Origin of the sequence: Arthrobacter sp. 08Y14 (assembly GCF_002929455.1) — a bacterium.
GTDB lineage: Bacteria > Actinomycetota > Actinomycetes > Actinomycetales > Micrococcaceae > Arthrobacter_B > Arthrobacter_B sunyaminii.
In genome coordinates this window covers 641,494-665,241 of sequence record NZ_PJIX01000001.1, presented here as the reverse complement: position 1 = coordinate 665,241, position 23,748 = coordinate 641,494, and the positions used below count along the sequence as shown (strand labels likewise).

The following is a 23,748-nucleotide window of genomic DNA, read 5'->3' as shown; positions in this document are numbered from 1 at the left end:
TCTCAGGGCGCGGATTCCTGCGTCGTCGGGACACTGGACGGTGGTGAACGGCATAGTCTCTGCCCTCGGGGTGCCGGAATGGCCATGGCGGCAGACCAGGCGCGCCGCGGTCAACAAAAAACCCGCCCCGGGGATGACCGGAGCGGGTTTGGCGGCTGGACGCTGCAGCTACGTGGTGGGCTTTTCGTCGTCGTTCTTCTTATTTCCGGCCTGCTTCTCACGCTCGCGGAGTTCAGCCTCACGGCGCTTGAGCTCGGCTTCCTTCTCCTGCTGCCGACGGCGGATGGCCAGGTTACGCAGGAACTCCGGGTCGTCGTCGGGAGCGGTGGGATGGCGCGGCTTCCGGTTCTTCGGCTCCGGGCCGCTCATTGGGCGGCCAAACAGGAACCACAGGAGCGCGCCGAGCACCGGCAGCAGCACGATCGTGAAGATCCATGCCGCCTTTGAGATGCTGCGCACCTCCTGTGCACGCGACATGACGCAGTCGACGATGGCGTAAATAATGACGGCGGCGACAATGATGACACCGAAAAGCACGAGGCGAGGCATGACTCAATTGTAGGGGAGCGCAGCTGACCTTCAGCTGTGAGTTCCATACCGGGCGGGTCGGCGGGCGCCCTCGTGGCCGTGAAGAAGCTGCACACAGGAACAGCCACTAGAATGGCGGTGTGGCTTTCTGGAAATTTACCGCTCTCCGCCTTGGTTTGGTGGCCGTCTTCTTTGCAGCATGCGTTTGGCTTGGGTTGGGGCTGGTGCTCTCCGCGATTGTCGGCGCGATACTTGCGTGGTGCGTGACGTACCTGTTCTTCCGCGACATGCGCGACGAGGCGGCACGCACTGTGCAGCAGCGCTTCCACGGCAACAATCCGCGGACCACAAACCGCGTTGAACGTGACGACGCCGGCGCTGAGGACAGCCTGCTGGATGCGCACCCGGACGTGCAGATCAACTCCGACCGCCGTCCCCGCGAGGATAAGTAAGCGCCGAACCTACCCGGGCATTACACCTACGCCAGCATCCGGGTGAGGACCAGGCCGAGGCTGTACAGCAGGGCGAACCCGAGGTTGATCAGCCCCGTCTGTTTCAGGACCGGGATCAGGCTCCGGCGCTTCTTGCCCTTGAGCATCAGCCAGCTGGGCATCAGGCAGGCCGGGATCAGCAGCAGGACCAGCAGCACCCAGGGGTAGTCGGAGGCCAGGAACAGCGGCAGCAAAATGGCCACCGCGAGCATCATGACGTAGCTGATGCGGGCCGCTTCGTCGCCCAGCCGCACGGCCAGGGTCCGCTTTCCGGCCTCGCGGTCCGTGGGGATGTCCCGAACGTTGTTGGCCATCAGCAGCGCCATGGCGATCAGTCCGGTGCCGACGGCACCAAGCACCGCCGGCAGGCTGATCTGTCCCGCCTGCGTGTACGTGGTACCCAGCGTCGCCACCAGGCCAAAGAACACAAACACGAAGACGTCGCCCAGGCCCATGTAGCCGTAGGGGTTGCGTCCGCCCGTGTAACCCCATGCCGCTGCGACGCAGCCCACCCCCACCAGGATCAGGAACCAGGCGGAAGACAGGATAACCAGCACCAGGCCAGCCAGCATGGCCGCACCAAAACAGGCGAAGGCCGCGTACTTGACCTGCTTGGCCCGTGCCGCGCCGGAGCCGGTCAGCCGCAGCGGGCCAACCCGGTTGTCGTCGGTGCCGCGGATACCGTCCGAGTAGTCATTGGCGTAATTCACGCCTACCTGCAGCAGGATGGCCACCAGCGCGGCGAGCACGGCATTCAGGGGTTTGAACGAACCCAGATCATAGGCCGCGGCGGTGCCGATAATGACCGGAGCCACCGCCATCGGCAGAGTGCGGGGGCGGGCTCCTTCTAACCACTGCGCGGCTGTAGCCACAATCAACATCCTCTTGTTCTAGTGAAGGTTCTCTGGGATCTATTCTGCCGCAGCTTCGCTGCGCGAAATCCGTCGGGCCGACGGCCCGGCGCAGACATCAGGGGTGCGTGTGCCCGGCGGCTGCCAGCAGCTGGCGGATCCCCATCCGGTCGGTTTTGCCGTTGGCCAGCAGCGGCAGGGCCTCCAGCAGGAGCACCACCTTGGGCACCGCGGCCTTTCCCAGCGCTGTGCGGACGACGTCGCGAACCTTTTCAGGATCAACGGAGCCGACGACGGCGGCAGCGACTATGCTGCCCCATTCCGGGCTGTCCAGGCCCAGGACCACGGCATCGGAGACTTCGGCCAACTGCTCGATGGCCGCGCCGACAGACGCGGCGGAGATCTTGACGCCGCCGCTGACAATGACGTCATCCAGCCGCCCGGACACCGTGACCCGGCCGTTCTCCACGTTGCCGGTGTCATCGGTCCGGTACCAGCGTTTGCCGGAATTGAACCGGAAGCGTTCCGCGGTGAGTTCGGGCCGGCCCAGATAGCCGTCCGCCAGGATGTCCCCGGCGATCCAGAGGGCGCCGGATTCCACCTCAACGTCGACACCGGGCAGCGGCACGCCGTCGTACACGCAGCCGCCGCAGGTTTCGCTCATGCCGTAGGTGGTGACGACGTTCAGGCCGAGTGCGGCTGCGTCGGCGAGGAGCCCGGTTCCGGCAGGAGCCCCGCCCAGGAGGATGGCATTGAAGCGGCGCAGCACGCGCACCGTTTCCGGCTCCGGGTTGGTCAGCAGCCGGTGCAGCTGGGTGGGCACCAGGGATGTGAACCGGTTGCGGTCCGTCATCTCTTCGGCCGCCTGCGTAAAGCGGGCCGCGCTAAAGGACCCGGACGTGTCCATGAACACCGGCTGGGTCCCGGCGTACAGCGAGCGGATCAAGACCTGCACGCCTGCGATGTAGTGCGCGGGCAGAGCCATCAGCCACTGCCCGTCCGCATGCAGCGCCATGGCCGTGGCCATGGAGGAAGCGGCCAGGGCATCCGTGCTGAGCATGGTCTGCTTGGGGGTTCCGGTGGACCCCGAGGTGCTGATGACCAGGGCGATGTCATCGTTGGGGAGTTCCCCGGAGAAAGTCTGGTGCGGGTCCGCATAGGGAGCAACAGCTGGACCTTCGCCGGCGAGGGCATCTGCCAGCGGAGCCAGTAGCTCCTGGGCATTAAAGCCGGCGGGTGTGTGGACGGTCAGCAGTTCCATCGCAAGCCTAGAAGTAGTAGGGGAAGGAGGACCAGTCGGGGTCCCGTTTTTCGAGGAAGGCTTCCTTGCCCTCCACGGCTTCGTCCGTCATGTAGGCCAGCCGGGTCGCTTCGCCGGCGAAGACCTGCTGGCCGGCCAGGCCGTCGTCGGGCAGGTTGAAGGCAAACTTCAGCATCCGGATGGCCTGCGGGGACTGCCGGGCAATGTCCGCGGCGTATTCCAGCGCAACCTTCTCCAGGTTCTCGTGGTCCACGGCCTCGTTCACGGCGCCCATGGCCACCATGTCCTCGGCAGAGTACTCCCGGGCGAGGAAGAAGATCTCACGGGCCTTCTTCTGGCCGATCTGCCGGGCCAGCAGGGCCGACCCGTAGCCGGCGTCGAAACTGCCCACCGTGGCGTCGGTCTGCTTGAATTTGCCGTGCTGCCGGGAGGCGATGGTCAGGTCCGAAACCACGTGCAGGCTGTGCCCGCCGCCGGCCGCCCAACCGTTGACGACGGCTATGACCACCTTGGGCATGGTGCGGATCAGGCGCTGGACTTCCAGGATGTGGAGCCGTCCGGCGCGTGCGGGATCGATGGTTTCCCGGGTCTCGCCCTCGGCGTACCGGTAGCCGTCGCGGCCGCGGATCCGCTGGTCACCGCCGGAGCAGAAGGAGTGGCCGCCGTCCTTGGGGGAGGGGCCGTTGCCCGTAAGCAGCACGGTGGCAACGTCGGGGGTCATCCGGGCGTGGTCCATGGCCCGGTAGAGCTCATCCACGGTGCCCGGGCGGAACGCGTTGCGGACCTCCGGACGGTTGAACGCGATGCGCACGGTAGGCAGGTCACGCACGATCCCGCCGTCGGCAGAGCGCTCCACATGGCGGTGGTAGGTCATGTCCTGCAGGTCCTCAAACCCGGAGACAAGACGCCACTGCTGCGGGTCGAAAATATCGGACACCTGTTCAGGAAGATCTGTGCTCACAGTTCCGAGTTTATCGCTCCATCCCAAACCCACTGCGCGCGACCCCGTGGAGGAACCGCCGAAGGTCCTCCCGCCGGACCTGTCTGCGTTCTGCGGCATGAATTTCCTGCCGATGGGCTGTCCCGCCCACCGGCTCCGGGCCTAGCGTGGTTTTCATGGCTGGCTCCGCACCGGGGATTGATGGCCCGGCAACAGAAGCAATGCTCAAGCTCGGCAGGTTTTTCACCCGCTGGGATGAGACCGATGACGGCCGTGCCGTGTTCCGGGAGGGCGGCCGCAAGGGCGATTCCTTCTATCGGAACCGATGGAGCCACGACAAGGTGGTGCGCTCCACCCACGGAGTCAACTGCACCGGGTCCTGCTCCTGGAAGGTCTACGTCAAAGACGGGATCATCACCTGGGAAGCGCAGGAAACCGACTATCCCACGGTGGGTCCGGACCGTCCGGAGTATGAGCCCCGGGGATGTCCGCGCGGCGCCGCCTTCTCCTGGTACACGTATTCGCCCACCCGGGTGCGCTATCCGTACATCCGCGGCGTGCTGCTGGAAATGTACCGGGCGGCGAAGAAGGACACCGGAGACCCGGTGCTGGCCTGGGAACGAATCGTCAATGACCCGGACCGCCGGCGCACCTACCAGCAGGCCCGCGGCAAGGGCGGGCTCGCCCGGTCCACCTGGGCCGAGGCCCTGGAGATGACCGCCGCGGCCCACGTTTCCACGATCAAGAACTACGGTCCGGACCGCTGCACCGGCTTTTCGCCCATTCCGGCCATGTCCATGGTGTCCCATGCCGCCGGTGCCCGCTTCATCAATCTCATCGGCGGGGTGATGAACAGTTTTTACGACTGGTACGCAGACCTGCCGGTGGCCAGTCCGCAGGTTTTCGGTGACCAGACGGATGTGCCCGAGTCCGGGGACTGGTGGGATGCCACCTACCTCATGATGTGGGGTTCCAACATCCCGGTGACCCGCACTCCCGACGCCCACTGGATGGTGGAGGGACGCTACCGCGGCACGAAAGTGGTCTCGGTCAGCCCCGACTATGCGGACAACACCAAGTTCGCCGATGAGTGGCTGCCCGCCCAGGCCGGTTCCGACGGCGCGCTCGCCATGGCCATGGGCCACGTCATCCTCAAGGAAAACTTCGTGGACCGGCGGGTACCGTTCTTCGAGGACTATGTCCGCCAGTTCACCGACCTTCCCTTCCTCGTCAGCATCAACACCCGCACCGACGGTTCCGTGGTGCCGGGCAAGTTCCTCACCGCTGCGGACCTCGGTCCGGCCGAATCCGGTGCCGCGGACGCCGCCTTCAAGACGGTGCTGCTGGACCGGGACGCCGGCACTCCGGTGGTGCCCAACGGTTCAGTGGGTTTCCGCTACAACGACGCCGACGCCGGCAAATGGAACCTCGACCTGCAGGGTGTGGTTCCGGCGCTGTCGATTGCCGATGCGCCGGCCTGGCAGGGTGAAGCCAGCCGGGTGGACCTGCCTGCCTTCACCGATCCGAGCGGCATCGGCTCCGTCCTGCGCCGCGGCGTACCCGTCATGACCGTGGCCGGCAGGACGGTCACCACCGTGTTTGACCTGATGCTCGCCCAGTACGGTGTGCGCCGGGACGGTCTGCCCGGGGAATGGGCCACCGGATACGACGACGCCGAAACCCCCTACACTCCCGCCTGGCAGCAGGAGGTCACCAACGTCAAGCCCGACGCCGTGATCCGCACCGCCCGGGATTTCGCCGCCAACGCCGAGAAATCCAAGGGCCGCTCCATGATCATCCTCGGCGCGGGCATCTGCCAGTGGTATCACGGCGACGTCACCTACCGGGCCATCCTGGCAATGCTCATGCTCACCGGCTGCGAGGGCCGCAACGGCGGCGGCTGGGCCCACTACGTCGGCCAGGAAAAGTGCCGGCCGATCACCGGCTGGGCGGCAATGGCCTCGGCCGGTGACTGGAACCGGCCTCCGCGGTTCATGATCGGCACCGCATTTTGGTACATGCACACGGACCAGTTCCGCTCCGACGGCTACTCCTCCGACTCCATGCAGTCGCCGCTGGCACAGGGACACCTGCGCGGCCTGCACACCGCAGATGTGATCGCCAAGTCCACCCGCATGGGCTGGATGCCGTTCTTCCCGCAGTTCGACGCCAAGAACTCGCTCGATGTAGCCGATGAGGCAGCGGCGGGCGTGGCCCGCGGCGAGGCAAAGGATGAAGCGTCCTGGGTTGCCCGCCGGCTCAAGGACGGGAGGCTTCGGTTTGCGGTGGAGGATATTGATGCCCCGGAGAACTGGCCCCGGACCCTGGTCCTGTGGCGGTCCAACCTGCTGGGTTCCTCGGCCAAGGGCGAGGAGTATTTCCAGAAACACCTGCTGGGCACCCTGAACAACGTCATGGGCGCCGATCACGGCGAGTCCCGGCCCGCCGACGTCGTCTGGCGCGACGAGGCGCCGCAGGGAAAGCTCGATTTGCTGGTGTCCGCGGACTTCCGGATGACCAGTTCCACGCTGCTCTCCGACGTCGTGTTCCCGGCCGCCACCTGGTACGAGAAATACGACCTCTCCTCCACCGACATGCACCCCTACGTGCACGCCTTCACACCCGCCATCGCGCCGCCCTGGGAAGCCAAGACGGACTATGACCTGTTCCGGCTGCTCGCCGAGGAAGTCTCCCGTCAGGCCGTTGTCCACTTGGGCGTCCGGAAGGACCTGGTGGCCACCGCGCTCACCCATGACACCCCGGGCGAGATCGCCCAGCCCGGCGGGCACGCACCGGACTGGAAAGGCACGGATATTCCCGCGGTGCCGGGCAAGAACCTGCCCTCACTGGCCGTAGTGGAGCGCGACTACACCGCCATCGGCGAGAAATTCGTTGCCGTGGGGCCGCTCGCGGACAAGCTGGGCCTGACCACCAAGTACGTGAAGTACGACGTCACCAAGCCGCTGGAAGACCTCGCGCGCAAGCACGGTGTCTTTGACAGCGGGGCCGCGGCTGGACGCCCCGCGGTGGACACCGACGCGCGGATGGCCGAGGCCATCCTGCTGCTCTCCGGAACCACCAACGGCGAACTGGCGGTGCAGGGATTCCGGACCCTCGAGAAGCGGACCGGCACCCCGCTGGCTGACCTGGCCGAGGGCGCGGAGGACAAGAAGATCACCTTCCGCGACACCCAGGACCGGCCGACGCCGGTCATCACGTCGCCGGAATGGTCCGGCTCGGAAACCGGCGGGCGCCGCTACGCCCCGTTCACCATCAACATCGAACGGCTCAAGCCCTTTCACACGCTGACCGGCCGGATGCACTTCTTCCTGGACCACGACTGGATGCAGGACATGGGCGAAGCCCTGCCGATCTACAGGCCGCCGCTGGACATGCACCGGCTGTTCGGAGAGCCGCAGCTGGGCACCCGCGGCGACCTGTCCGTGGCGGTGCGTTACCTGACCCCGCACAACAAGTGGTCCATTCATTCCGAGTATCAGGACAACCTGCTGATGCTCTCACTGTCCCGGGGCGGCACCGCAGTCTGGATGAGCACGCAGGACGCCGCGCTGATCGAGGTCAATGACAACGACTGGGTGGAGTGCATCTCCAACAACGGGGTTCTGGTGGGCCGGGCCATTGTGTCCAGCCGGATGCCGGCCGGAGTCATCTACGTCCACCACGCCCAGGAGCGCATCATTGACGTGCCCAAGTCGGAGGCGACCGGCCGGCGCGGCGGCATCCACAACTCGGTGACCCGCATCCTCGTCAAACCCACCCACATGATTGGCGGCTACGCGCAGTTGTCCTGGGCGTTCAACTACCTTGGCCCCACCGGCAACCAGCGCGACATTGTTTCCGTTGTCCGCAAACGCTCCCAGAAGGTGGCTTACTGATGCGCATCATGGCCCAAACAGCAATGGTGATGGCGCTGGACAAGTGCATTGGCTGCCATACCTGCTCCGTGACCTGCAAACAGGCCTGGACCAACCGGGCGGGCACCGAATACGTCTGGTTCAACAACGTGGAGACCCGCCCCGGGCAGGGGTATCCGCGCCGGTACGAGGACCAGGAGAAATGGAAGGGCGGCTGGGAACTGAACAGCCGCGGCAAACTCAAGCTGAAAGCGGGCGGCCGGCTGGCCAAGCTTTTTGGCATCTTCGCCAGCCCCGTCCAGCCGGAGCTGGACGATTACTACGAGCCGTGGACGTACGACTACGAGAACCTCATCAACGCCCCGGCGGGCAACGATTTTCCGGTGGCGAAGCCCAAGTCGCTGATCACCGGAGAGGACATGAAAATTGAATGGTCCGCCAACTGGGATGACGATCTGGGCGGCTCGGCCCGCACGCAGCTCAGCGATCCGGTGCTGGAAAAGATGCGCCGCGAGGCGGAAGAGAAGGTGAAGCTGGAATTTGACTCCACCTTCATGTTCTACCTGCCGCGGATCTGTGAGCACTGCCTGAATCCGTCCTGCATGGCGTCCTGCCCGTCCGGGGCCATTTACAAGCGTGAAGAGGACGGCATTGTGCTGGTGGACCAGGACCGCTGCCGCGGCTGGCGGCAGTGCGTGACCGGCTGTCCCTACAAAAAGATGTACTTCAACCACCGCTCCGGAAAGGCTGAGAAGTGCACCTTCTGCTATCCGCGCATCGAGGTGGGCCTGCCCACCGTGTGCGCCGAGACCTGCGTGGGCAGGCTGCGGTACATCGGCATTTTCCTGTACGACGCCGACCGGGTCACGGCCGCGGCATCTGTCCCGGATGAGAAGGACCTGTACGAGGCCCAGCTGGATCTGATGATGGATCCCAACGACCCGGAGGTGCTTGCCGCGGCGCGGGCGGAGGGCATTCCGGAGGACTGGCTGGAGGCAGCCCGGCGCTCGCCGGTGTACGCGCTGGCCAAGACCTTCCGGGTGGCACTGCCGCTGCATCCTGAGTACCGCACCATGCCCATGGTCTGGTACGTGCCGCCGCTGTCCCCGATTGTGGATGTGCTGAACGAACAGGGGCACGACGGCGAAAGTGCGGACAATCTCTTCGGCGCCATCGAAGCGCTGCGGATCCCGGTGGAGTATCTGGCCGAACTGTTCACGGCCGGAGACACGGATCTGGTCACAGGCGTCCTTCGCAAGCTTGCAGCCATGCGCGCCTACATGCGGAACATCACCCTCGGCGACGTCCCCGATGAACAGATTGCCGCCGACGTCGGAATGACCGGCGAACAGATCGTGGCCATGTACCGGTTGATGGCCGTCGCCAAGTATGAGGAGCGCTACGTCATTCCCAGTGCTCATCTGGAGGATGCCCACAACCTGGAGGAGATCGGCTGTTCGCTGGATGTGGACGGCGGCCCCGGAATGGGACAAACCGGTGTCTTCGGCGAAGCCTCCGGGCGGCCGATGCCGGTGGCGGTGGAAAACTTCGCCGCTCTGCAGGCCCGCCAGCGGGGGGACGATCCCACCGGCAACGGCGATCTCGGCGGCCGCGTCAACCTGTTGAACTGGGACGGGCGGGGCTCACCCCGGGGCCTGTTTCCGGCTGACGGCAACCGCGGCGTGCCCGGAACCACGGGCGGCACGCAGTCTGCTGAGGACAAGGGCAGCGGCATTGGTGCAGGCTATGACCAGGCCGAGGGTGACGGGCCGGACCAGCAGGGAGGTGGCCGGTGAGCCTGCTGGAGAAGCTTCTGGGCAAACCCGGCAAGGGCACCTTCGAGCCGGAACCGTACAAGGACGCCAATCCCCGGCGCAGCGCCGTCGTCCGGCAGGTCTGCGGGCTGCTGCTGGAGTATCCGGACCAGGAGCTGGTGGATCTGGTGCCGTCCATGCGTGCGGCGCTCGCGGAAGCCGGCGCGGATGCCGATCCGCTGGAGGAACTGCTCTCCTGGCTGACCGTAAGACCGCTGCCCGAGGTGCAGGCCGATTATGTCCAGGAATTCGACCTGTCGAAGCGGCACAGCCTGCACCTGACCTACTGGACCGACGGCGACACCCGCCGCAGGGGCGAGGCGCTAGCCGCCTTCAAGGAGGTTTACCGGGCGCACGGTGCCCTGCCGGAAGGGTCCGAGCTGCCGGATTACCTGCCGCTGGTGCTGGAATTCGCCGCCAAAGTTTCCCCGTCGGACGGCTACGAACTGCTGCAGCGCTACCGGCCCTCGCTGGAACTGCTGCGGCTGGCACTGCGCGATGACAATCTTCCGTACTCCGGAGCTCTGGCGCTGGTCTGCTCGACCCTGCCCGGGGTTTCTCCCGAGGACCGGCAAACGGTCATGCAGACAGCCGGCTACGGGCCGCCCACGGAAACGGTGGGCCTGGAACCTTACAGTTCCCGGCTGCTGCCGGTGCATGAAAGGAACGCGCCATGATACGTGCGGACGTACCTCCGCCGGCCAACGTGCAGGTGGGTTTGGGTGACGTGATGCTCTGGGGCGTGCTGCCCTACGTGGTGCTGGCCGTACTCATTCTGGGCTCGATCTGGCGCTACCGGTATGACCAGTTCGGCTGGACCACCCGCTCCTCCCAGCTGTACGAATCCCGGCTGCTGCGCATTGCCTCTCCGCTGTTCCACTTTGGCATTCTGGCGGTGATCGTGGGCCACTTTGTGGGGCTGGTCATCCCGAAGAGCTGGATGGATGCCATTGCGATCAATGAGGACCGGTACCACTTCTTTGCCCTCAGCGTGGGCTCCATTGCCGGGTTTGCCACGCTTGTGGGGATCGTCCTGCTGATCTACCGGCGGCGGACCACCGGGCCGGTCTTTATGGCCACCACCCGGAACGACAAAGTGATGTACATCTTCCTGCTGGCCGCCATCCTGGCCGGGCTGGCCACCACCGTCTTCTCCGTCTTTGACGCCGGGATCGTGAACTACCGGGACACCGTGGCGCCATGGTTCCGCTCTCTCTTCATTTTCCAGCCGGATATTGCCGCGATGACCGCGGCGTCGCTCTCCTTCAAGATCCACACCCTGTGGGGACTGGCGCTGTTTGCGCTCTGGCCGTTCACCCGCCTGGTTCACGCCTTCACCGCGCCGCTGCAATACCTTTTCCGCCCGTACATCGTCTACCGCTCCCGCGGAAAAAAGCCTGCACCCGGGTCACCTACTCCGCGCGGCAGCTGGGCTCCGGTAGGCACTCCGGACCGCAACCGCAAAGGCATACCCCGGAACTGATGCGCCGGCACCAGCCCTGCACGAGAGGAGACCGTCATGCCAGCTTCAGCGCAATCGCCGGCGTCATCCGCGGACCTGAGATCCGGGCAGCTGAAGAACCTTATTGTTGCCACGGTGGCGTCCACGGTGGGGTTCTGGGCCTGGACAATCATTGGGCCGTTGTCCAGCCGGTACGCCGCGGACATGGACCTGGGACCGGGGCAGACCTCCATCCTGGTGGCCATGCCCATCCTGGTGGGATCAGTGGCCCGCATTCCCGTGGGGGCCCTGACCGACCGGTACGGCGGCAGAATCATGTTCACCGTCATTCTGGGTGTTACTGCGCCATTGGTGCTGCTGACCGGCATCGTGGGACAGATGGGGAACTTCCCGTTCCTGGTGGTCATTGCGTTTTTCCTGGGCATCGCCGGGACGGTGTTCGCCATCGGCATTCCGTTCTGCTCGGCCTGGTACGAACGCACCCGGAAAGGATTCGCCACCGGCGTCTTCGGCGCGGGCATGGTGGGCACCGCCGTCTCGGCGTTCTTCACGCCCCGGCTGGTCACCGCGGTCGGCTACATGGGCACCCACATCACCATCGCCGTCGTCGTGGCTGCCATGGCGGTGCTGAGCTGGCTGATTCTGCGTGAGTCACCGGCCTGGTCTGCCCCCACCGAACCGGTGCTGCCGAAGATTACCCACGCCTTTAGCCTGCGCGTGACCTGGCAACTGTGCTTCCTCTACGGAGTGGTCTTTGGGGCCTTCGTGGCGTTCTCCAACTATTTGCCCACGTACCTTGGCAACGTGTACGACTACGATGCGACGGCAGCCGGAACCCGGACCGCGGGTTTTGCGGTGGCTGCCGTGATCGCCCGGCCCATCGGCGGAACGATCGCGGACAAAGTGGGTCCGAAACTGGTGACCCTGACGTCGCTGGCCGGCACCGTGGTCCTGGCCATTGTCGTTGCGCTGCGGCCGGAGGAGGAACGGGTGTACGGTACGGCGTTCATCCTGATGGCCCTGTTCCTGGGGCTGGGCACCGGGGGCGTGTTTGCCTGGGTGGGACGGGCAGCACCGGCGCAGGACGTGGGCACGGTCGGCGGGATCATCGCCGCCGCCGGTGGACTGGGCGGCTATTTTCCGCCGCTGGTCATGGGCGCCACCTACGATCCCGCGAACCGCAGCTATTTTGTGGGGCTGATGCTGCTGGCGGCCTTTGCCGCCGTCGCGTTCCTGCTGACCTTCACGGTCCGCAACGGCGGCAAGACGGATCAGCGCACCAACACGTGATGGCGCGCGGGAGGCTTATTCGGCGTCGTGCACCCAGGCCGCGAGCCAGTAGGGGGAGCCGTGGGCCGTTCTCACGGTGACTTCCACGCCTTCAACGGCCCCGTCGGCCGGAGCATTGAAAGTATATGACGAGGCGGGGCTGCTGCAGGGGACGGTATAACTCCCCATACCTGCGCTGACGGACACCGAATCTCCGGGGGAACAGGACGCGGAGAGGCTCAGGACCTGTCCCGCTTCCAGCACTCCGTCAAACTCATGCGTTCCGGTGCCAACGCCCTGCTCGGAAAGAACCCTCTCTCCGGACGGAGAAACACCGTCCACTTCAATCTGTGGTGCAAGGGGTTCCGCCACATCCGAATCCTCAACTGGGCTGGAAGGGGAGACGCTTGCAGCAGCCTCCGGCGTGGTGTTGACCGGCTCGGCTTCAGCCGTCCCGTCCGCGGAACATCCGGAAAGGACAGCAACAAACATTGCGGCCAGGGCACCGCGGCCAATCCAAAGGCCGGGTTTGCCGCGGCCGCCCCGCCGTCTGGCGGAGACGCTGACAGCGGCCGATGCACTTTCCTTCATAAAGGTTTCCATAAGCGACCCTAAACACAAAGAGACGAGGCAAATCAAGGTTTTTGGGAAATGCCGGGAACTTATTGATCCATGCGGCGGATTGCAAAAGTGGATATTTCCGCAAATGCTAGGCGCCGCTGTGGACCCGGGCCTGTACCCAGAAGGATCCGCCGTTGGACGTCTGCACAGTGACCGACAGATCCCCTATTTCCCCTGCGATAGCGGGATCGCTGATGTTCATGTCAACCGGCCCGTCGGCGCAGTCAAGGTTTTTGATCCCGGGGAGGGCGGGGTCGGTCTTCACGTCCAGTTTTCCGCCCGGGGTGCACGTGACCGCAATGGTGATGGATTCCCCCTCTTTCAGTCCACCCTCAACCACGTAGCTTCCGCTGCCTGTCCCCTGTTCGGACAGGACGAGTTCTTCCGGCGGGTATGACCGTGAATCCGGTGACAGCGGTTCATGTAAAGGTGTGCTTTTGGCTGATGCAGCTGAGGGAGCGGGCGTGGGGGAGGCGGAAGAAGTTGAAGGGACAGAGGGGGCAGGGCTGTTCGTGCCCCCGGCGTCGGTGCTGTCCGCGGGACCCGCAGAGCAGGATGCAAGGACAACCACCGCCGAGCATGCCAGCAAAGCCCGCCGTGCCCGATTCCCTGCAGAAGTCTGGGAAATGTCCGTTGGATCGTTCCAAAGCGTATTTTCCATTGCTGAGCCTAATCACATTTGGTGTACCCGATTCAAGGGCTTTGAATAATGAATCCGCAGGTTTTTCCCGTGAATTCATCTCGAATCGGTTTTGGGGCGGGGGTAGAGTCGGAGGATGGGTGCAATCGAACTGGTCCTGATCCGGCACGGCGAGAGTGCGGGAAACGTAGCTGCCACAGCGGCACACCGCTCCGGGGCCGAAGTCATCGACATTGGGCTGCGGGACGCCGACGTTCCGCTGAGTGACGCCGGTGTTCAGCAGGGTGAAGCGCTGGGCCGCTGGCTCGGCGGGCTGCCGGAGGATGAGCGTCCCGAGGCCGTCTGGTGTTCGCCGTACCTGCGGGCCCGGCAGACAGCGGAGCTGACCGGTCTGCAGGACATGCGCCTGGACGAACGGCTGCGCGACCGGGAACTGGGCATCCTGGACCTGCTGACCTCAGCAGGAGTGGACGCCCGTTTCCCGGATGAAGCACAGCGGCGAAACTGGCTGGGCAAGTTCTCCTACCGGCCCCCGGGCGGGGAATCCTGGGCCGACGTGGCACTGCGGCTGCGTTCGGTCCTCCGCGACATCGATGACGAAAACGACGGAAAGCGTGTCGCCGTCGTCTGCCATGATGCCGTGATCATGCTGATCCGCTACATCTGCGAGCAGCTCAGCGAGGCCGAACTTCTCGATATTGCTTCCAGTACTAGCGTCCGTAACGCTTCCATAACCCGCCTGATGCGCCCGGAAGGAAAGGGCCGCTGGGCGCTGGAGAGTTTCAATGCCGTTGACCACCTGGAATCCGGCGGCGCACCGGTGACCGAGCATGCAGGAGATGACAATGTCCACCCCCGCTGAACCCGTAACTGCCGTAACTCCCGCCCTGCTGAAGGGCTGGCAGGTCAACCGTGAGGCCGCTGACAAATCCGACCGCGGCAACGTGCTGGTGGTTGGCGGTGCGCGGCGTTCACCTGGTGCTGCCATGCTGACCGGCCGTGCCGCCCTGCGCGTGGGCGCCGGGCGGCTGACCCTCGCCGTGACCGATTCAGTGGCCGTGGCCGTTGCCGTGGCAGTGCCTGAATCGGGGTGCGCTCCGCTGCCCGAAGACGACGGCGTGATTTCCGGGTCCCGGGCGGGCAAGGCCATAGGGGCCGATCTGGAAACGTCCGACGTGGTGGTGGTTGGTCCCGGTCTGGACGACGCCGATTCCACCGCAGATCTGCTCCGGAGCATTGCCCCGCTGATGAAGGAAGACGCATCGGTGGTCCTTGATGCCTACGCACTTGGTGTTCTGCCCGGTCTGCCGGAGGTGTATGAGCGCTGGGCCGGGCGTCTGGTGCTGACGCCGAACAAGAAGGAAGCCGCCCGGCTGCTGGATCTTGACCCCGGGACGGACCTCGACGTGGAACAGGCGGCCCTGGACATTGCTGCCAAATATCAGGCAGTAGTGGCCGCCCAGGGCTTCATTACGGCACCGGACGGACGGCGCTGGGAAGTTCCTGCGGGCAACTCCGGTTTAGGCACGTCCGGCAGCGGAGACGTTCTGGCCGGCGCCATCGCCGGGTTCCTGGCCCGGAAGGCCAGCCCCGAACAGGCCGCCTGCTGGGGAACCTACCTGCACTCCACCGCCGGCGACCGGCTGGCCGCCGCCCAGGGACCCCTCAGCTTCCTGGCCGGGGAACTGCTGGACGCCATGCCCCGCGTCATGGCGGAGCTGACCGTCTAACGTGGCTGAGCTTCGCCGGCCGGACTTCCTGTCATATTCCTTTACCCGGCGGGACGGAATTGCCGCAGGGTTTTACGTGCTGTTCCTGTTAATTTTCAGTTACGCCCCGGGGCTCGGCATCCCCGGGCTGACCACGCTGATTCCCGATCCGCTGCTTGCCGGCTACGTGGTGAACCTGGCGTTCTATCTTTCGGCCGGCGCACTGGCCGCCTGGGCTTCCTGGCGCTACGCGGTGCGGGAAACCCGGATCCTGGCCACCCGGCCCTGGCTGACGCTGGCGATCATTCCGGGCGGCGTGTTCGTCATGCTGCTGCTCACCGCCGTCGCGGTGGCCTTCACCGGACCACCCGAAACAGCGGTCAACCAGGAAGCTGTCCAGGGGCTGGTGGTGTCCCTGCCGCCGCTGCTGATCATTCCCCTGCTGGTCATCATTGCGCCCTTTGTGGAGGAGTACATCTTCCGCCACCTGCTTATCGGCAAGCTCAGCAGGCACCTGAACATCTGGGCCTGCTGCACCATCTCCGTGCTGCTCTTCGCAGGCATCCACCTCGCCGGCAAAGAAGCGCTGACGCTGCCGGTCCTGATGCCGTACCTGGCCATGGGGGCGGTGCTGGTGGGCATCTACGTCTGGGCGGGAAACAACTTCATCCTGTCCTACGCCGTGCACTCCGCCAAGAACCTGCTGGCGGTCCTGCTGACCTACGCTGTGCCGGCGGAACTGCTGCAATAACCCTGGAAGCGCCGCACGCCGGACCCTTCCGCCGCTGCCCGTTGGCCTAGGCGATACAGAATTCGTTGCCCTCGGGATCGGCCATGGTGTACCAGGAGGAAGGCCCCTGCTGTTCCGAATACAGGAAGGTGGCTCCGCGTGCCTCAAGTTCCGCCCGCTTCACGTCCTTGTCCGCCCCGTTGACATGGATGTCCAGATGGATGCGGTCCTTCGCCGTCTTGGGCTCGGGCACGGGCTGGAAAAGGATGCGCAGGCGTTCCGAGGAGCCGACCTCGCTTTCGCGGCAGATCGCCGCACCGTCGCGCCACCGCCGCTGCCCTTTATGGTCAACCAGCATGTCCGGGGAAATGGTCCCCTGATCCAGCAGGGAATCAATCATGGCCTGGTCCAGGGGTTCAATGACCCAGCCCAGCGTTTCCGCCCACCAATCAGCCTGCTCATGGGCGTTTTCGCAATCCACGCATATTTGAATGTTGAAGCTCATGCCCGAAGCCTAGCCCCGCGAACCGCCGGCTGCGGACGATCCTGCGGACACCTTCTGACCGCAGGAGCCGTCCGTCACCCAAGGCCGGTCACATTGACCGCGTTCCGCCGCCGTGCAATTCTTTACAGAACGAATGGTCAGTAAATGCTGCCCGGCCAGCGTCGGCCGGCGGCACACAGACGGTGGGAGCAACAATGACTGAAGCGTTTCTCGTGGGCGGAGTGCGGACTCCGGTGGGCAGGTACGGCGGCGCGCTGTCCAGTGTCCGGCCCGATGACCTGGCGGCACTGACGCTGCAGGAACTGGTGGCGCGCGAGGGACTGGACCCCGCCGTCGTCGACGAAGTCATCCTCGGCAACGCTAACGGTGCCGGTGAAGAGAACCGCAACGTTGCCCGCCTCGCCGCCCTGCTCGCCGGGTTCCCCAGCGACGTTCCCGGCATCACCGTGAACCGGCTCTGCGCCTCCGGACTGTCCGCCATCATCATGGCCTCGCACATGATCAAGGCGGGAGCCGCGGACATTGTCATTGCCGGCGGCACCGAATCCATGAGCCGCGCGCCCTGGGTCACCGAAAAGCCCACCAAGGCCTTCGCCAAGCCCGGTGAAACCTTCGATACCTCCATCGGCTGGCGCTTCGTGAATGAGCGCTTTACCTCCGGAGAACTCTCCCGTGACGGCAAGATGACGTACTCCATGCCGGAAACAGCGGAGGAACTGGCCGCAGTGGACGGCATCTCCCGCGAGGACGCCGACGCGTTTGCCGTCCGATCGCACGAGAACGCGCTGGCAGCTATTGCCGCCGGACACTTCAAGGACGAAATCGTTCCGGTCACCATCCGCGGCCGCAAGGGCGACACCGTGGTGGATACCGATGAGGGCCCGCGCGAGGGAACCACCGCCGAGGTGCTCGCCAAGCTGCGTCCCGTGGTCCGGCCCGGCGGCATTGTTACCGCCGGCAACTCCAGCACGCTGAACGACGGCGCCTCAGCCATCATCGTCGCCTCCGAGCGTGCTATCCGCGAGTACGGGCTCACCGCCCGGGCCCGAATTGTGGACGGCGCGTCCGCCGGAGTGCCGCCGGAAATCATGGGCATCGGCCCCGTCCCGGCCACGCAGAAAGTGCTCGCCCGCAGTGGCGTGAAACTTGCCGACGTCGGCGCCTTTGAACTGAACGAAGCCTTCGCCACCCAGTCCCTGGCCTGCATCCGCCGGCTCGGTGTGAACGAGGACATCGTCAACAACGACGGCGGCGCCATCGCCCTGGGGCACCCGCTGGGTTCCTCCGGCTCCCGGATTGCCATCACGCTGTTGAACCGGATGGAACGCGAGGGTGCTTCCCGCGGCATCGCCACCATGTGCGTGGGCGTCGGGCAAGGCACCGCCATGCTGATTGAGGCCGTCTAAATGGGCGCCGACTACAGCTCCTTCACCACCCTGCAGATCACCGAGGGGAACGGGCGCGTCACCGCCGTCCTCAATCGGCCCGAGGTCCGCAACGCCATCGACGCCGCCATGGTCGAAGAGCTGCACTTGCTCTGCGCGGACTTGGAAGAGAACCCCCGGACCCTCATCCTTGCTGGAAGCAACGGGGTGTTTGCCTCCGGCGCGGACATTGCCCAGCTGCGCGAACGCCGCCGCGACGACGCCCTGCGAGGCATCAACTCCACCGTGTTTGCCCGGATCGCCAAACTGCCGATGCCCGTCATTGCGGCATTGGACGGCTACGCCCTGGGCGGCGGGGCGGAGCTGGCCTTCGCGGCGGACTTCCGGATTGGAACACCCCGCGTCAAGATCGGCAATCCGGAAACCTCGCTGGGGATCCTGGCAGCCGCCGGCGCCAGCTGGCGCCTGAAGGAACTGGTGGGCGAACCGCTGGCCAAGGAGATCCTGCTGGCCGGACGGGTGCTGAACGCCGAGGAAGCGCTGGCCGCGCACCTGGTCACCGAGCTCGCCGAACCGGAAGACCTGCTGGCCACCGCGCACGCGCTGGCGGACCGGATCGCCCGCCAGGACCCGCTGGCCGTCCGGCTCACCAAAACCGTGTTCGCAGCCCCGGCGGACGCCCACCCCGCCATCGACAATTTGGCGCAGGGGATTCTGTTTGAATCGCAGGCCAAGTTTGACCGCATGTCAGCATTCCTTGAGAGGAAGAAAAAGTAATGGCAGTTCCCTCGACGGTAGGAGTGCTCGGCGGCGGACGGATGGGCGCGGGCATTGCCCACGCTTTCTGCACGGCCGGAGCAACAGTAGTGGTGGTGGAGCGCGACGACGACGCCGCCTCCGCCGCTTATGACCGCGTCGCCGGCGCATTGGCCAAGAGCGTCGAGCGCGGCACCGTTTCCGAAAGCCTGGCCGACCTGACCGCGCGGCTGTCCGTTTCCACGAACTATGCGGCGTTCTCCGGTGCCGGGTTGGTGGTGGAGGCAGTGCCGGAGGATTTCGGACTGAAGGCAGCAGCCCTGGTTGCGGTCGAGGAGCAGCTGGGATCCGAGGCTTGGCTGGCGTCCAACACGTCTTCACTGTCCGTCTCCGGCCTGGCGGAAAAGCTGCAGCGCCCGGAGCGGTTTTGCGGGCTGCACTTTTTCAACCCGGTGCCCGCCTCCACCCTGATCGAGGTGGTGCTGGGCAAACAGACCTCCGGGGAGCTGGCCGAAGCCGCCGCCGCCTGGGCCCAGGACCTCGGCAAGACGCCCGTCGTCGTGAACGATGCCCCCGGCTTTGCCAGCTCCCGGCTGGGAGTGGCCATCGCGTTGGAAGCCATGCGCATGGTGGAGGAGGGCGTGGCCACGGCAGAGGATATCGATGCCGCCATGGTCCTGGGCTACAAGCACCCCACAGGTCCGCTGCGGACCACCGACATTGTGGGTCTGGACGTGCGCCTGGGCATTGCCGAGTATCTTGCCGAAACCCTTGGTCCGCGGTTTGAACCGCCGCAGATCCTCCGCGACAAGGTGGCGCGCGGCGAGCTCGGCCGGAAGTCCGGCAAGGGCTTCTTCGACTGGTCCTAGAAGGGCGTGATGGGCAACCGGGATGTGGAGTGGGAAGGCGCGGCGAATGCCCGTGACCTGGGCGGCATCCCGGTTGCCGGCGGCGGCTCCGTGGCACCCGGCCGGATCTTCCGGATGGGCCGGTCCGAATGGCTCACCGGGCGGGGCTGGGCGCAGGCCCGCGACGCCGGCGTCCGCACCGTCATCGACCTCCGCAACGACGTGGAGCAGGGCCGCCGGGACACCGACCCGGAAGTGAGCCCCGACGCCGCCGCAGGCATCACGTTCCTGACCCGGCCCACCCAGGAAGCGAACGATCCCGACTTCACCGCTTTGTGCGGCCCGTACATGGACTCGCCCAAGTGGTACCGGGAGAACCTGCGCCGCTGGCCGGAGAAGATCGCCGCCGTCGTTCAGGCCCTGGCAGACGCCGACGACGGCGCGGTGGTGATCCACTGCTCCGCCGGCCGGGACCGCACCGGGCTCGTCGCCATGCTGCTGCTCCAGCTGGCCGGGGCATCACCGGAGGCCATTGCCGACGACTATGAGGAGGCGGTCCGCGGCATTAATGCCTTCCACGCCACGCAGGTGCATCCGAGGGAAAAGCCGCTGACCTCCGAGCAGGAAGACGCGCGGGTGGCCGACGGACGGCGGGAACTGCTCCGCGCCCTGGACGGGCTGGACGCGGAACAGTACCTGCGCTCAGCTGGGCTTAGCCCCGCTGAGCTTGGGCGTCTTCGGAGTCGTTTGCGTTGAGCTGTTTACAGGGATGGACCCTTTCCGGCGTCGCCAAGTAGAAAAAAGAGCGCCGTGCGGGGCTGTCAAAGCCTCCGGGCACCAGCAGCGACGAATAGCGTGCGCACCACTGTACCTGGCCGTTGGAATGGGCCAGCGCCTGCGACAGGGAAGGCAGGTCGTGGAACCACATCAGCTGCTGCTCGCCGTCCACGACCAACTGGATCAGGTCCAGATCGAGATCGACGTAGGCCTGGGCATCCACCCAGTCATCGTAAACAGCCAGGCGCTTGCCGTGAATGAGGTGGACGTTGTGGCCGGGGGTGTAGCTGATGCAGCGGGCGCCACTGGAGATACTCACAGTGTGTTCCTTTACGGTTTGTCCTTGCCCGCACCGGTTGGCCGCGGGCCGCTTCGTCATCCGAACCACCCGCCGAACAATGGGGTTGGTGTGAGGCCAGTCGGAGCTTTTACGGACCCGGATTCCTCCGGGCGTTGGCCACCTCTCGTGAAGCTGACACCACCATAGCGCATGCCGGTGACAGCCGGGAACCGCCGCCGTGCCGGAGGCATCAGCGCCAGCCGGCCGCCGGCGCGACATGCTTCACGATGTTCTCCAGCAGCTGCACGTTGTAGTCCACGCCCAGCTGGTTGGGCACCGTCACCAGAAGCGTGTCCGCAGCCTGAACCGCGGCGTCCGCGGCAAGCTGGGCGGCAATGACATCAGGTTCGCCAATGTAGCTCTTGCCGAACCGGGCCAGACCGCCGTCGAGCCGCCCCACCTGGTCGCGTCCCTCGGCTTGGGCGCGCAGCCCAAAATACCGGCGGTCGGTGTCGGTCACCAGCGGAATGACGCTGCGGCTGACGGACACCCGCGCAGTCCCCTCATGTCCCGCATCGGCCCAGGCCTTGCGGAACACCGCAATCTGCTCGGCCTGGAGCTCATCGAAGGGAACTCCGGTATCCTCCGTCAGCAGGGTGGAGCTCATCAGGTTCATGCCCTGTTCGCCGGTCCACTTGGCCGTCGCCCGGGTTCCGGAACCCCACCAGATCCGTTCTGCGAGGCCGGGGGACTGCGGATCGATGGCCAGCGCGTCGGAACTGCCGGTCATCATCGGATCCGCGTTCGCCAGGCCTGCGCCGGCAATCGCCGCCCGGAACACCAGTGTGTGCTTGCGGGCCTCATCCGCATCGGTGCTGTCCCCGGTGGGAACGTAGCCAAATGCCTCATAGCCGCGCAGCGCGGGCTCGGGTGAACCTCGGCTCAGGCCCAGCTGAAGCCTGCCGCCGCTGATCAGATCCGTGGCCGCCGCTTCTTCGGCCATGTACAGCGGATTTTCGTAGCGCATATCGATCACCGCCGTGCCCAGTTCAAGCCGGTGAGTCCGTGCGGCCATGGCGGACAGCAGGGGGAACGGCGCAGCGAACTGCGGGGCGAAGTGGTGGACCCGAAGGAAGGCTCCGTCAATGCCAACTTCCTCGGCTGCCACCGCCGTTTCAACGGTCTGCAGCAGGGCGTCACGGGCGGTGCGGACAAAGGAACCCTGCACGTCGCGGTAATGTCCAAAGGACAGGAAACCGATCTTCTTCATGTTCATTGACAGCACCGGTTTCCGAGCAGATATTCCCGGCTGCCGGCTCCCCGGCACCACAGGATGAGAGGCGAACAGCATGCACCTGACCATGGTCCCGGGGATCGGCGGTTCCAATGATGAGCACTGGCAAAGCCGGTGGCAGGACGGTGCCGCGGACGTGTCCCGGATTTCGCCGTCGTCGTGGGATGACCCGAACCTGGAGAACTGGATGGACGCGCTCGACGACGCCGCCGGCTCCCGCGGCGGTGACACCATCCTCGTGGCCCACAGCCTGGGCTGCCTGGCCTCCGCCGAATGGCTGCTGCGCAACCCGAAACGCGCCCGGGGCGTGCTGCTGGTAGCCCCGCCGGATCCGGCCGAGCCGGCCTTCCCGGACACTGCCGGATCTTTCCGGGACCCGCGGTTGGAGCCGCTTCCGGTGCCCGGACTGATGGTTGCCAGCGAAAACGATCCCTACTGCACCCTCCCCGGAGCACGGCTGCTGGCCCAGGCCTGGGGTGTCCCCGTGATCGACGCCGGAGCACTGACCCACATCAATGATGAAAGCGGCATCGGGAACTGGCAGCAGGGCCGGGACCTGCTGACCGCGTTTGCCGCAGGGCTGGGCGTTTCCATTCCCCTCGGCTGAAAACCGGGTAAGAATGGGGTCCATGAAACTTCCGGTAATGCCGCCCGTAGCCCCCATGCTGGCCAAAGCCGTGACTGCACTGCCCGAGGGGGACTACTCCTACGAGCCCAAGTGGGACGGTTTCCGCTCCATCATTTTCCGGGACGGTGATGAGCTGGAAATCGGCAGCCGCAACGAAAAGCCGATGACCCGGTACTTTCCGGAACTGGTGGACGCGCTCAAGGCCAACCTTCCGCAGCGCTGCGTGGTGGACGGCGAAATTATCCTGATCAACGGTTCCGGGAAGCGGCTGGACTTTGAAGTCCTGCAGCAGCGCATCCATCCGGCGGCCAGCAGGGTGAAACTGCTGGCCGAACAAACACCGGCGGCTTTTGTTGCCTTTGACCTGCTGGCGCTGGATGACACCGGTTTCCTGGACCGGCCGTACGCGGAGCGCCGAAGCGCACTGGAAGCCGCGCTTGCCCACGCCGCCGCACCCGTTTATCTGACCAGTCGCACCACCGATCCAGGCACCGCGCAGCGCTGGTTCAGCGAGTTCGAGGGTGCCGGCCTGGACGGCATCGTGGCCAAACCCCTGACGGATCCCTACCAGCCGGGCAAGCGCACCATGGCGAAGTACAAGCACGAGCGGACCGCTGACTGCGTGCTGGCCGGCTTCCGGGTGCACAAATCCGGGCCGGACGCCGTTGGCTCGCTCCTGCTCGGCCTCTACAACGACGACGGCGAACTCACCAACGTGGGGGTGGCCGGCGCGTTCAGCATGGCCCGCCGGCGTGAACTGTTTGCTGAACTGCAGCCGCTGGTGTCGGATTCGGCAGACCACCCGTGGACCGCCGACAAACAGGACGCCGGAACGCGCACGCCCCGCAACTCCGAGGGCAGCCGCTGGAGCGGCGGCAAGGACCTGTCCTTTGTGCCGCTGCGGCCCGAGCGCGTGGTGGAGGTCAAATATGACCACATGGAGGGGGAGCGGTTCCGGCACACCGCCCAGTTTCTGCGCTGGCGGCCGGACCGCTCCCCGGACTCGTGCACCTACAGCCAGTTGGAGGAGCCGGTGAAGTTTGACCTGGCGGAAGTGCTGACCGCGCCGGCCGGGACGTAGTTC

At 65.7% G+C, this 23,748-nt stretch carries 24 protein-coding genes and 1 riboswitch; of the genes, 15 read left to right on the top strand and 9 right to left on the bottom strand.

Annotated features, from left to right (window positions below; translation table 11 throughout):
* Positions 1-168: 168 nt before the first annotated feature.
* A complete protein-coding gene (locus CXR03_RS03110; protein ID WP_104101870.1) occupies positions 169-549 on the bottom strand; it encodes a PLD nuclease N-terminal domain-containing protein in 381 nt (126 codons plus the stop codon).
* Positions 550-668: 119 nt separating this feature from the next.
* Here CXR03_RS03110 and CXR03_RS03105 point away from each other — a divergent pair, with 119 nt between their 5' ends.
* Positions 669-980, top strand: a complete 312-nt coding sequence (locus tag CXR03_RS03105) for a DUF4229 domain-containing protein (RefSeq protein ID WP_104101868.1) — start codon at positions 669-671, stop codon at positions 978-980.
* 26 nt (positions 981-1,006) lie between these two features.
* Here CXR03_RS03105 and CXR03_RS03100 read toward each other — a convergent pair whose 3' ends face one another.
* The 3 genes from CXR03_RS03100 to CXR03_RS03090 all read right to left on the bottom strand — a co-directional run bounded on the left by CXR03_RS03100 (position 1,007) and on the right by CXR03_RS03090 (position 4,092).
* Positions 1,007-1,891, bottom strand: a complete 885-nt coding sequence (locus tag CXR03_RS03100; RefSeq protein WP_104102777.1) for a 1,4-dihydroxy-2-naphthoate polyprenyltransferase — start codon at positions 1,889-1,891, stop codon at positions 1,007-1,009.
* A 97-nt stretch (positions 1,892-1,988) separates the two neighbouring features.
* The gene (locus CXR03_RS03095) at positions 1,989-3,131 is read right to left on the bottom strand and encodes an AMP-binding protein (RefSeq protein ID WP_104101867.1); all 1,143 of its coding nucleotides are present in this window, start codon (positions 3,129-3,131) and stop codon (positions 1,989-1,991) included.
* Positions 3,132-3,138: 7 nt separating this feature from the next.
* A complete protein-coding gene (locus CXR03_RS03090) occupies positions 3,139-4,092 on the bottom strand; it encodes a 1,4-dihydroxy-2-naphthoyl-CoA synthase (protein ID WP_104102776.1) in 954 nt (317 codons plus the stop codon).
* Between the two features lie 155 nt (positions 4,093-4,247).
* On the opposite strand from CXR03_RS03090, the gene CXR03_RS03085 reads away from it, so the two are divergent.
* Genes CXR03_RS03085 through CXR03_RS03065 form a run of 5 tightly spaced genes read left to right on the top strand, consistent with a single transcriptional unit; the run spans position 4,248 to position 12,512 of the window.
* Positions 4,248-7,967, top strand: a complete 3,720-nt coding sequence (locus CXR03_RS03085) for a nitrate reductase subunit alpha (RefSeq protein WP_219816190.1) — start codon at positions 4,248-4,250, stop codon at positions 7,965-7,967.
* Complete coding sequence (gene narH / locus CXR03_RS03080; RefSeq protein WP_104101864.1) at positions 7,967-9,742, top strand: nitrate reductase subunit beta; 1,776 nt, start codon at positions 7,967-7,969, stop codon at positions 9,740-9,742. The genes CXR03_RS03085 and narH overlap by 1 nt, the downstream gene beginning before the upstream one ends.
* Positions 9,739-10,437: a nitrate reductase molybdenum cofactor assembly chaperone gene (narJ, locus tag CXR03_RS03075; RefSeq protein WP_104101862.1), complete on the top strand. Its 699-nt coding sequence runs from the start codon at positions 9,739-9,741 to the stop codon at positions 10,435-10,437. Before narH ends, narJ begins: the two co-directional genes overlap by 4 nt.
* The gene (gene narI, locus CXR03_RS03070) at positions 10,434-11,243 is read left to right on the top strand and encodes a respiratory nitrate reductase subunit gamma (RefSeq protein ID WP_104101860.1); all 810 of its coding nucleotides are present in this window, start codon (positions 10,434-10,436) and stop codon (positions 11,241-11,243) included. The genes narJ and narI overlap by 4 nt, the downstream gene beginning before the upstream one ends.
* Before the next feature lie 36 nt (positions 11,244-11,279).
* A complete protein-coding gene (locus CXR03_RS03065; protein WP_104101859.1) occupies positions 11,280-12,512 on the top strand; it encodes an MFS transporter in 1,233 nt (410 codons plus the stop codon).
* A 15-nt stretch (positions 12,513-12,527) separates the two neighbouring features.
* Here the strand turns inward: CXR03_RS03065 and CXR03_RS03060 are convergent, their stop codons facing one another.
* Positions 12,528-13,082, bottom strand: coding sequence for a hypothetical protein (locus CXR03_RS03060; RefSeq protein WP_146070445.1), 555 nt, complete (start codon positions 13,080-13,082; stop codon positions 12,528-12,530).
* A 118-nt stretch (positions 13,083-13,200) separates the two neighbouring features.
* Entirely contained in the window at positions 13,201-13,452 is a 252-nt protein-coding gene (locus CXR03_RS03055; protein WP_104101856.1) for a hypothetical protein, read from the bottom strand.
* 436 nt (positions 13,453-13,888) lie between these two features.
* On the opposite strand from CXR03_RS03055, the gene CXR03_RS03050 reads away from it, so the two are divergent.
* The 3 genes from CXR03_RS03050 to CXR03_RS03040 are packed head-to-tail and all read left to right on the top strand — an operon-like array spanning position 13,889 to position 16,212.
* Positions 13,889-14,614 (top strand): histidine phosphatase family protein, encoded by a 726-nt coding sequence (locus CXR03_RS03050; protein ID WP_104101854.1) that lies wholly within the window; start codon positions 13,889-13,891, stop codon positions 14,612-14,614.
* Positions 14,598-15,482 carry an NAD(P)H-hydrate dehydratase gene (locus CXR03_RS03045; RefSeq protein WP_181034475.1) on the top strand — a complete coding sequence of 295 codons (885 nt, stop codon included), beginning with the start codon at positions 14,598-14,600 and terminating at the stop codon, positions 15,480-15,482. Before CXR03_RS03050 ends, CXR03_RS03045 begins: the two co-directional genes overlap by 17 nt.
* A gap of 1 nt (position 15,483) precedes the next feature.
* On the top strand, positions 15,484-16,212 hold the full coding sequence (locus CXR03_RS03040; protein WP_104101851.1) for a CPBP family intramembrane glutamic endopeptidase: 729 nt from the start codon (positions 15,484-15,486) through the stop codon (positions 16,210-16,212).
* A gap of 46 nt (positions 16,213-16,258) precedes the next feature.
* Here the strand turns inward: CXR03_RS03040 and CXR03_RS03035 are convergent, their stop codons facing one another.
* Entirely contained in the window at positions 16,259-16,696 is a 438-nt protein-coding gene (locus CXR03_RS03035) for a VOC family protein (protein ID WP_104101850.1), read from the bottom strand.
* Between the two features lie 194 nt (positions 16,697-16,890).
* Between CXR03_RS03035 and CXR03_RS03030 the strand changes: the two genes are divergently transcribed.
* Genes CXR03_RS03030 through CXR03_RS03015 form a run of 4 tightly spaced genes read left to right on the top strand, consistent with a single transcriptional unit; the run spans position 16,891 to position 20,441 of the window.
* Positions 16,891-18,102, top strand: coding sequence for an acetyl-CoA C-acyltransferase (locus CXR03_RS03030; RefSeq protein WP_104101848.1), 1,212 nt, complete (start codon positions 16,891-16,893; stop codon positions 18,100-18,102).
* The gene (locus tag CXR03_RS03025) at positions 18,103-18,858 is read left to right on the top strand and encodes an enoyl-CoA hydratase/isomerase family protein (protein WP_104101846.1); all 756 of its coding nucleotides are present in this window, start codon (positions 18,103-18,105) and stop codon (positions 18,856-18,858) included.
* Positions 18,858-19,706: a 3-hydroxyacyl-CoA dehydrogenase family protein gene (locus CXR03_RS03020; protein WP_104101844.1), complete on the top strand. Its 849-nt coding sequence runs from the start codon at positions 18,858-18,860 to the stop codon at positions 19,704-19,706. Before CXR03_RS03025 ends, CXR03_RS03020 begins: the two co-directional genes overlap by 1 nt.
* A 9-nt stretch (positions 19,707-19,715) precedes the next feature.
* Positions 19,716-20,441: a tyrosine-protein phosphatase gene (locus CXR03_RS03015; protein WP_104101843.1), complete on the top strand. Its 726-nt coding sequence runs from the start codon at positions 19,716-19,718 to the stop codon at positions 20,439-20,441.
* Here the strand turns inward: CXR03_RS03015 and CXR03_RS03010 are convergent.
* Together CXR03_RS03010 and CXR03_RS03005 are read right to left on the bottom strand one after the other, a co-directional pair.
* Positions 20,398-20,781, bottom strand: coding sequence for a hypothetical protein (locus CXR03_RS03010; protein ID WP_104101841.1), 384 nt, complete (start codon positions 20,779-20,781; stop codon positions 20,398-20,400). The two genes, CXR03_RS03015 and CXR03_RS03010, sit on opposite strands and share 44 nt — an antisense overlap.
* A 15-nt stretch (positions 20,782-20,796) precedes the next feature.
* Positions 20,797-20,934: riboswitch (SAM riboswitch) on the bottom strand.
* Between the two features lie 58 nt (positions 20,935-20,992).
* Entirely contained in the window at positions 20,993-22,018 is a 1,026-nt protein-coding gene (locus CXR03_RS03005; protein WP_104101840.1) for an LLM class flavin-dependent oxidoreductase, read from the bottom strand.
* Positions 22,019-22,091: 73 nt separating this feature from the next.
* Here CXR03_RS03005 and CXR03_RS03000 point away from each other — a divergent pair, with 73 nt between their 5' ends.
* A complete protein-coding gene (locus CXR03_RS03000) occupies positions 22,092-22,643 on the top strand; it encodes an alpha/beta hydrolase (RefSeq protein ID WP_104101838.1) in 552 nt (183 codons plus the stop codon).
* A gap of 22 nt (positions 22,644-22,665) precedes the next feature.
* Positions 22,666-23,745, top strand: coding sequence for an ATP-dependent DNA ligase (locus CXR03_RS02995; RefSeq protein WP_104101836.1), 1,080 nt, complete (start codon positions 22,666-22,668; stop codon positions 23,743-23,745).
* Positions 23,746-23,748: the final 3 nt, after the last annotated feature.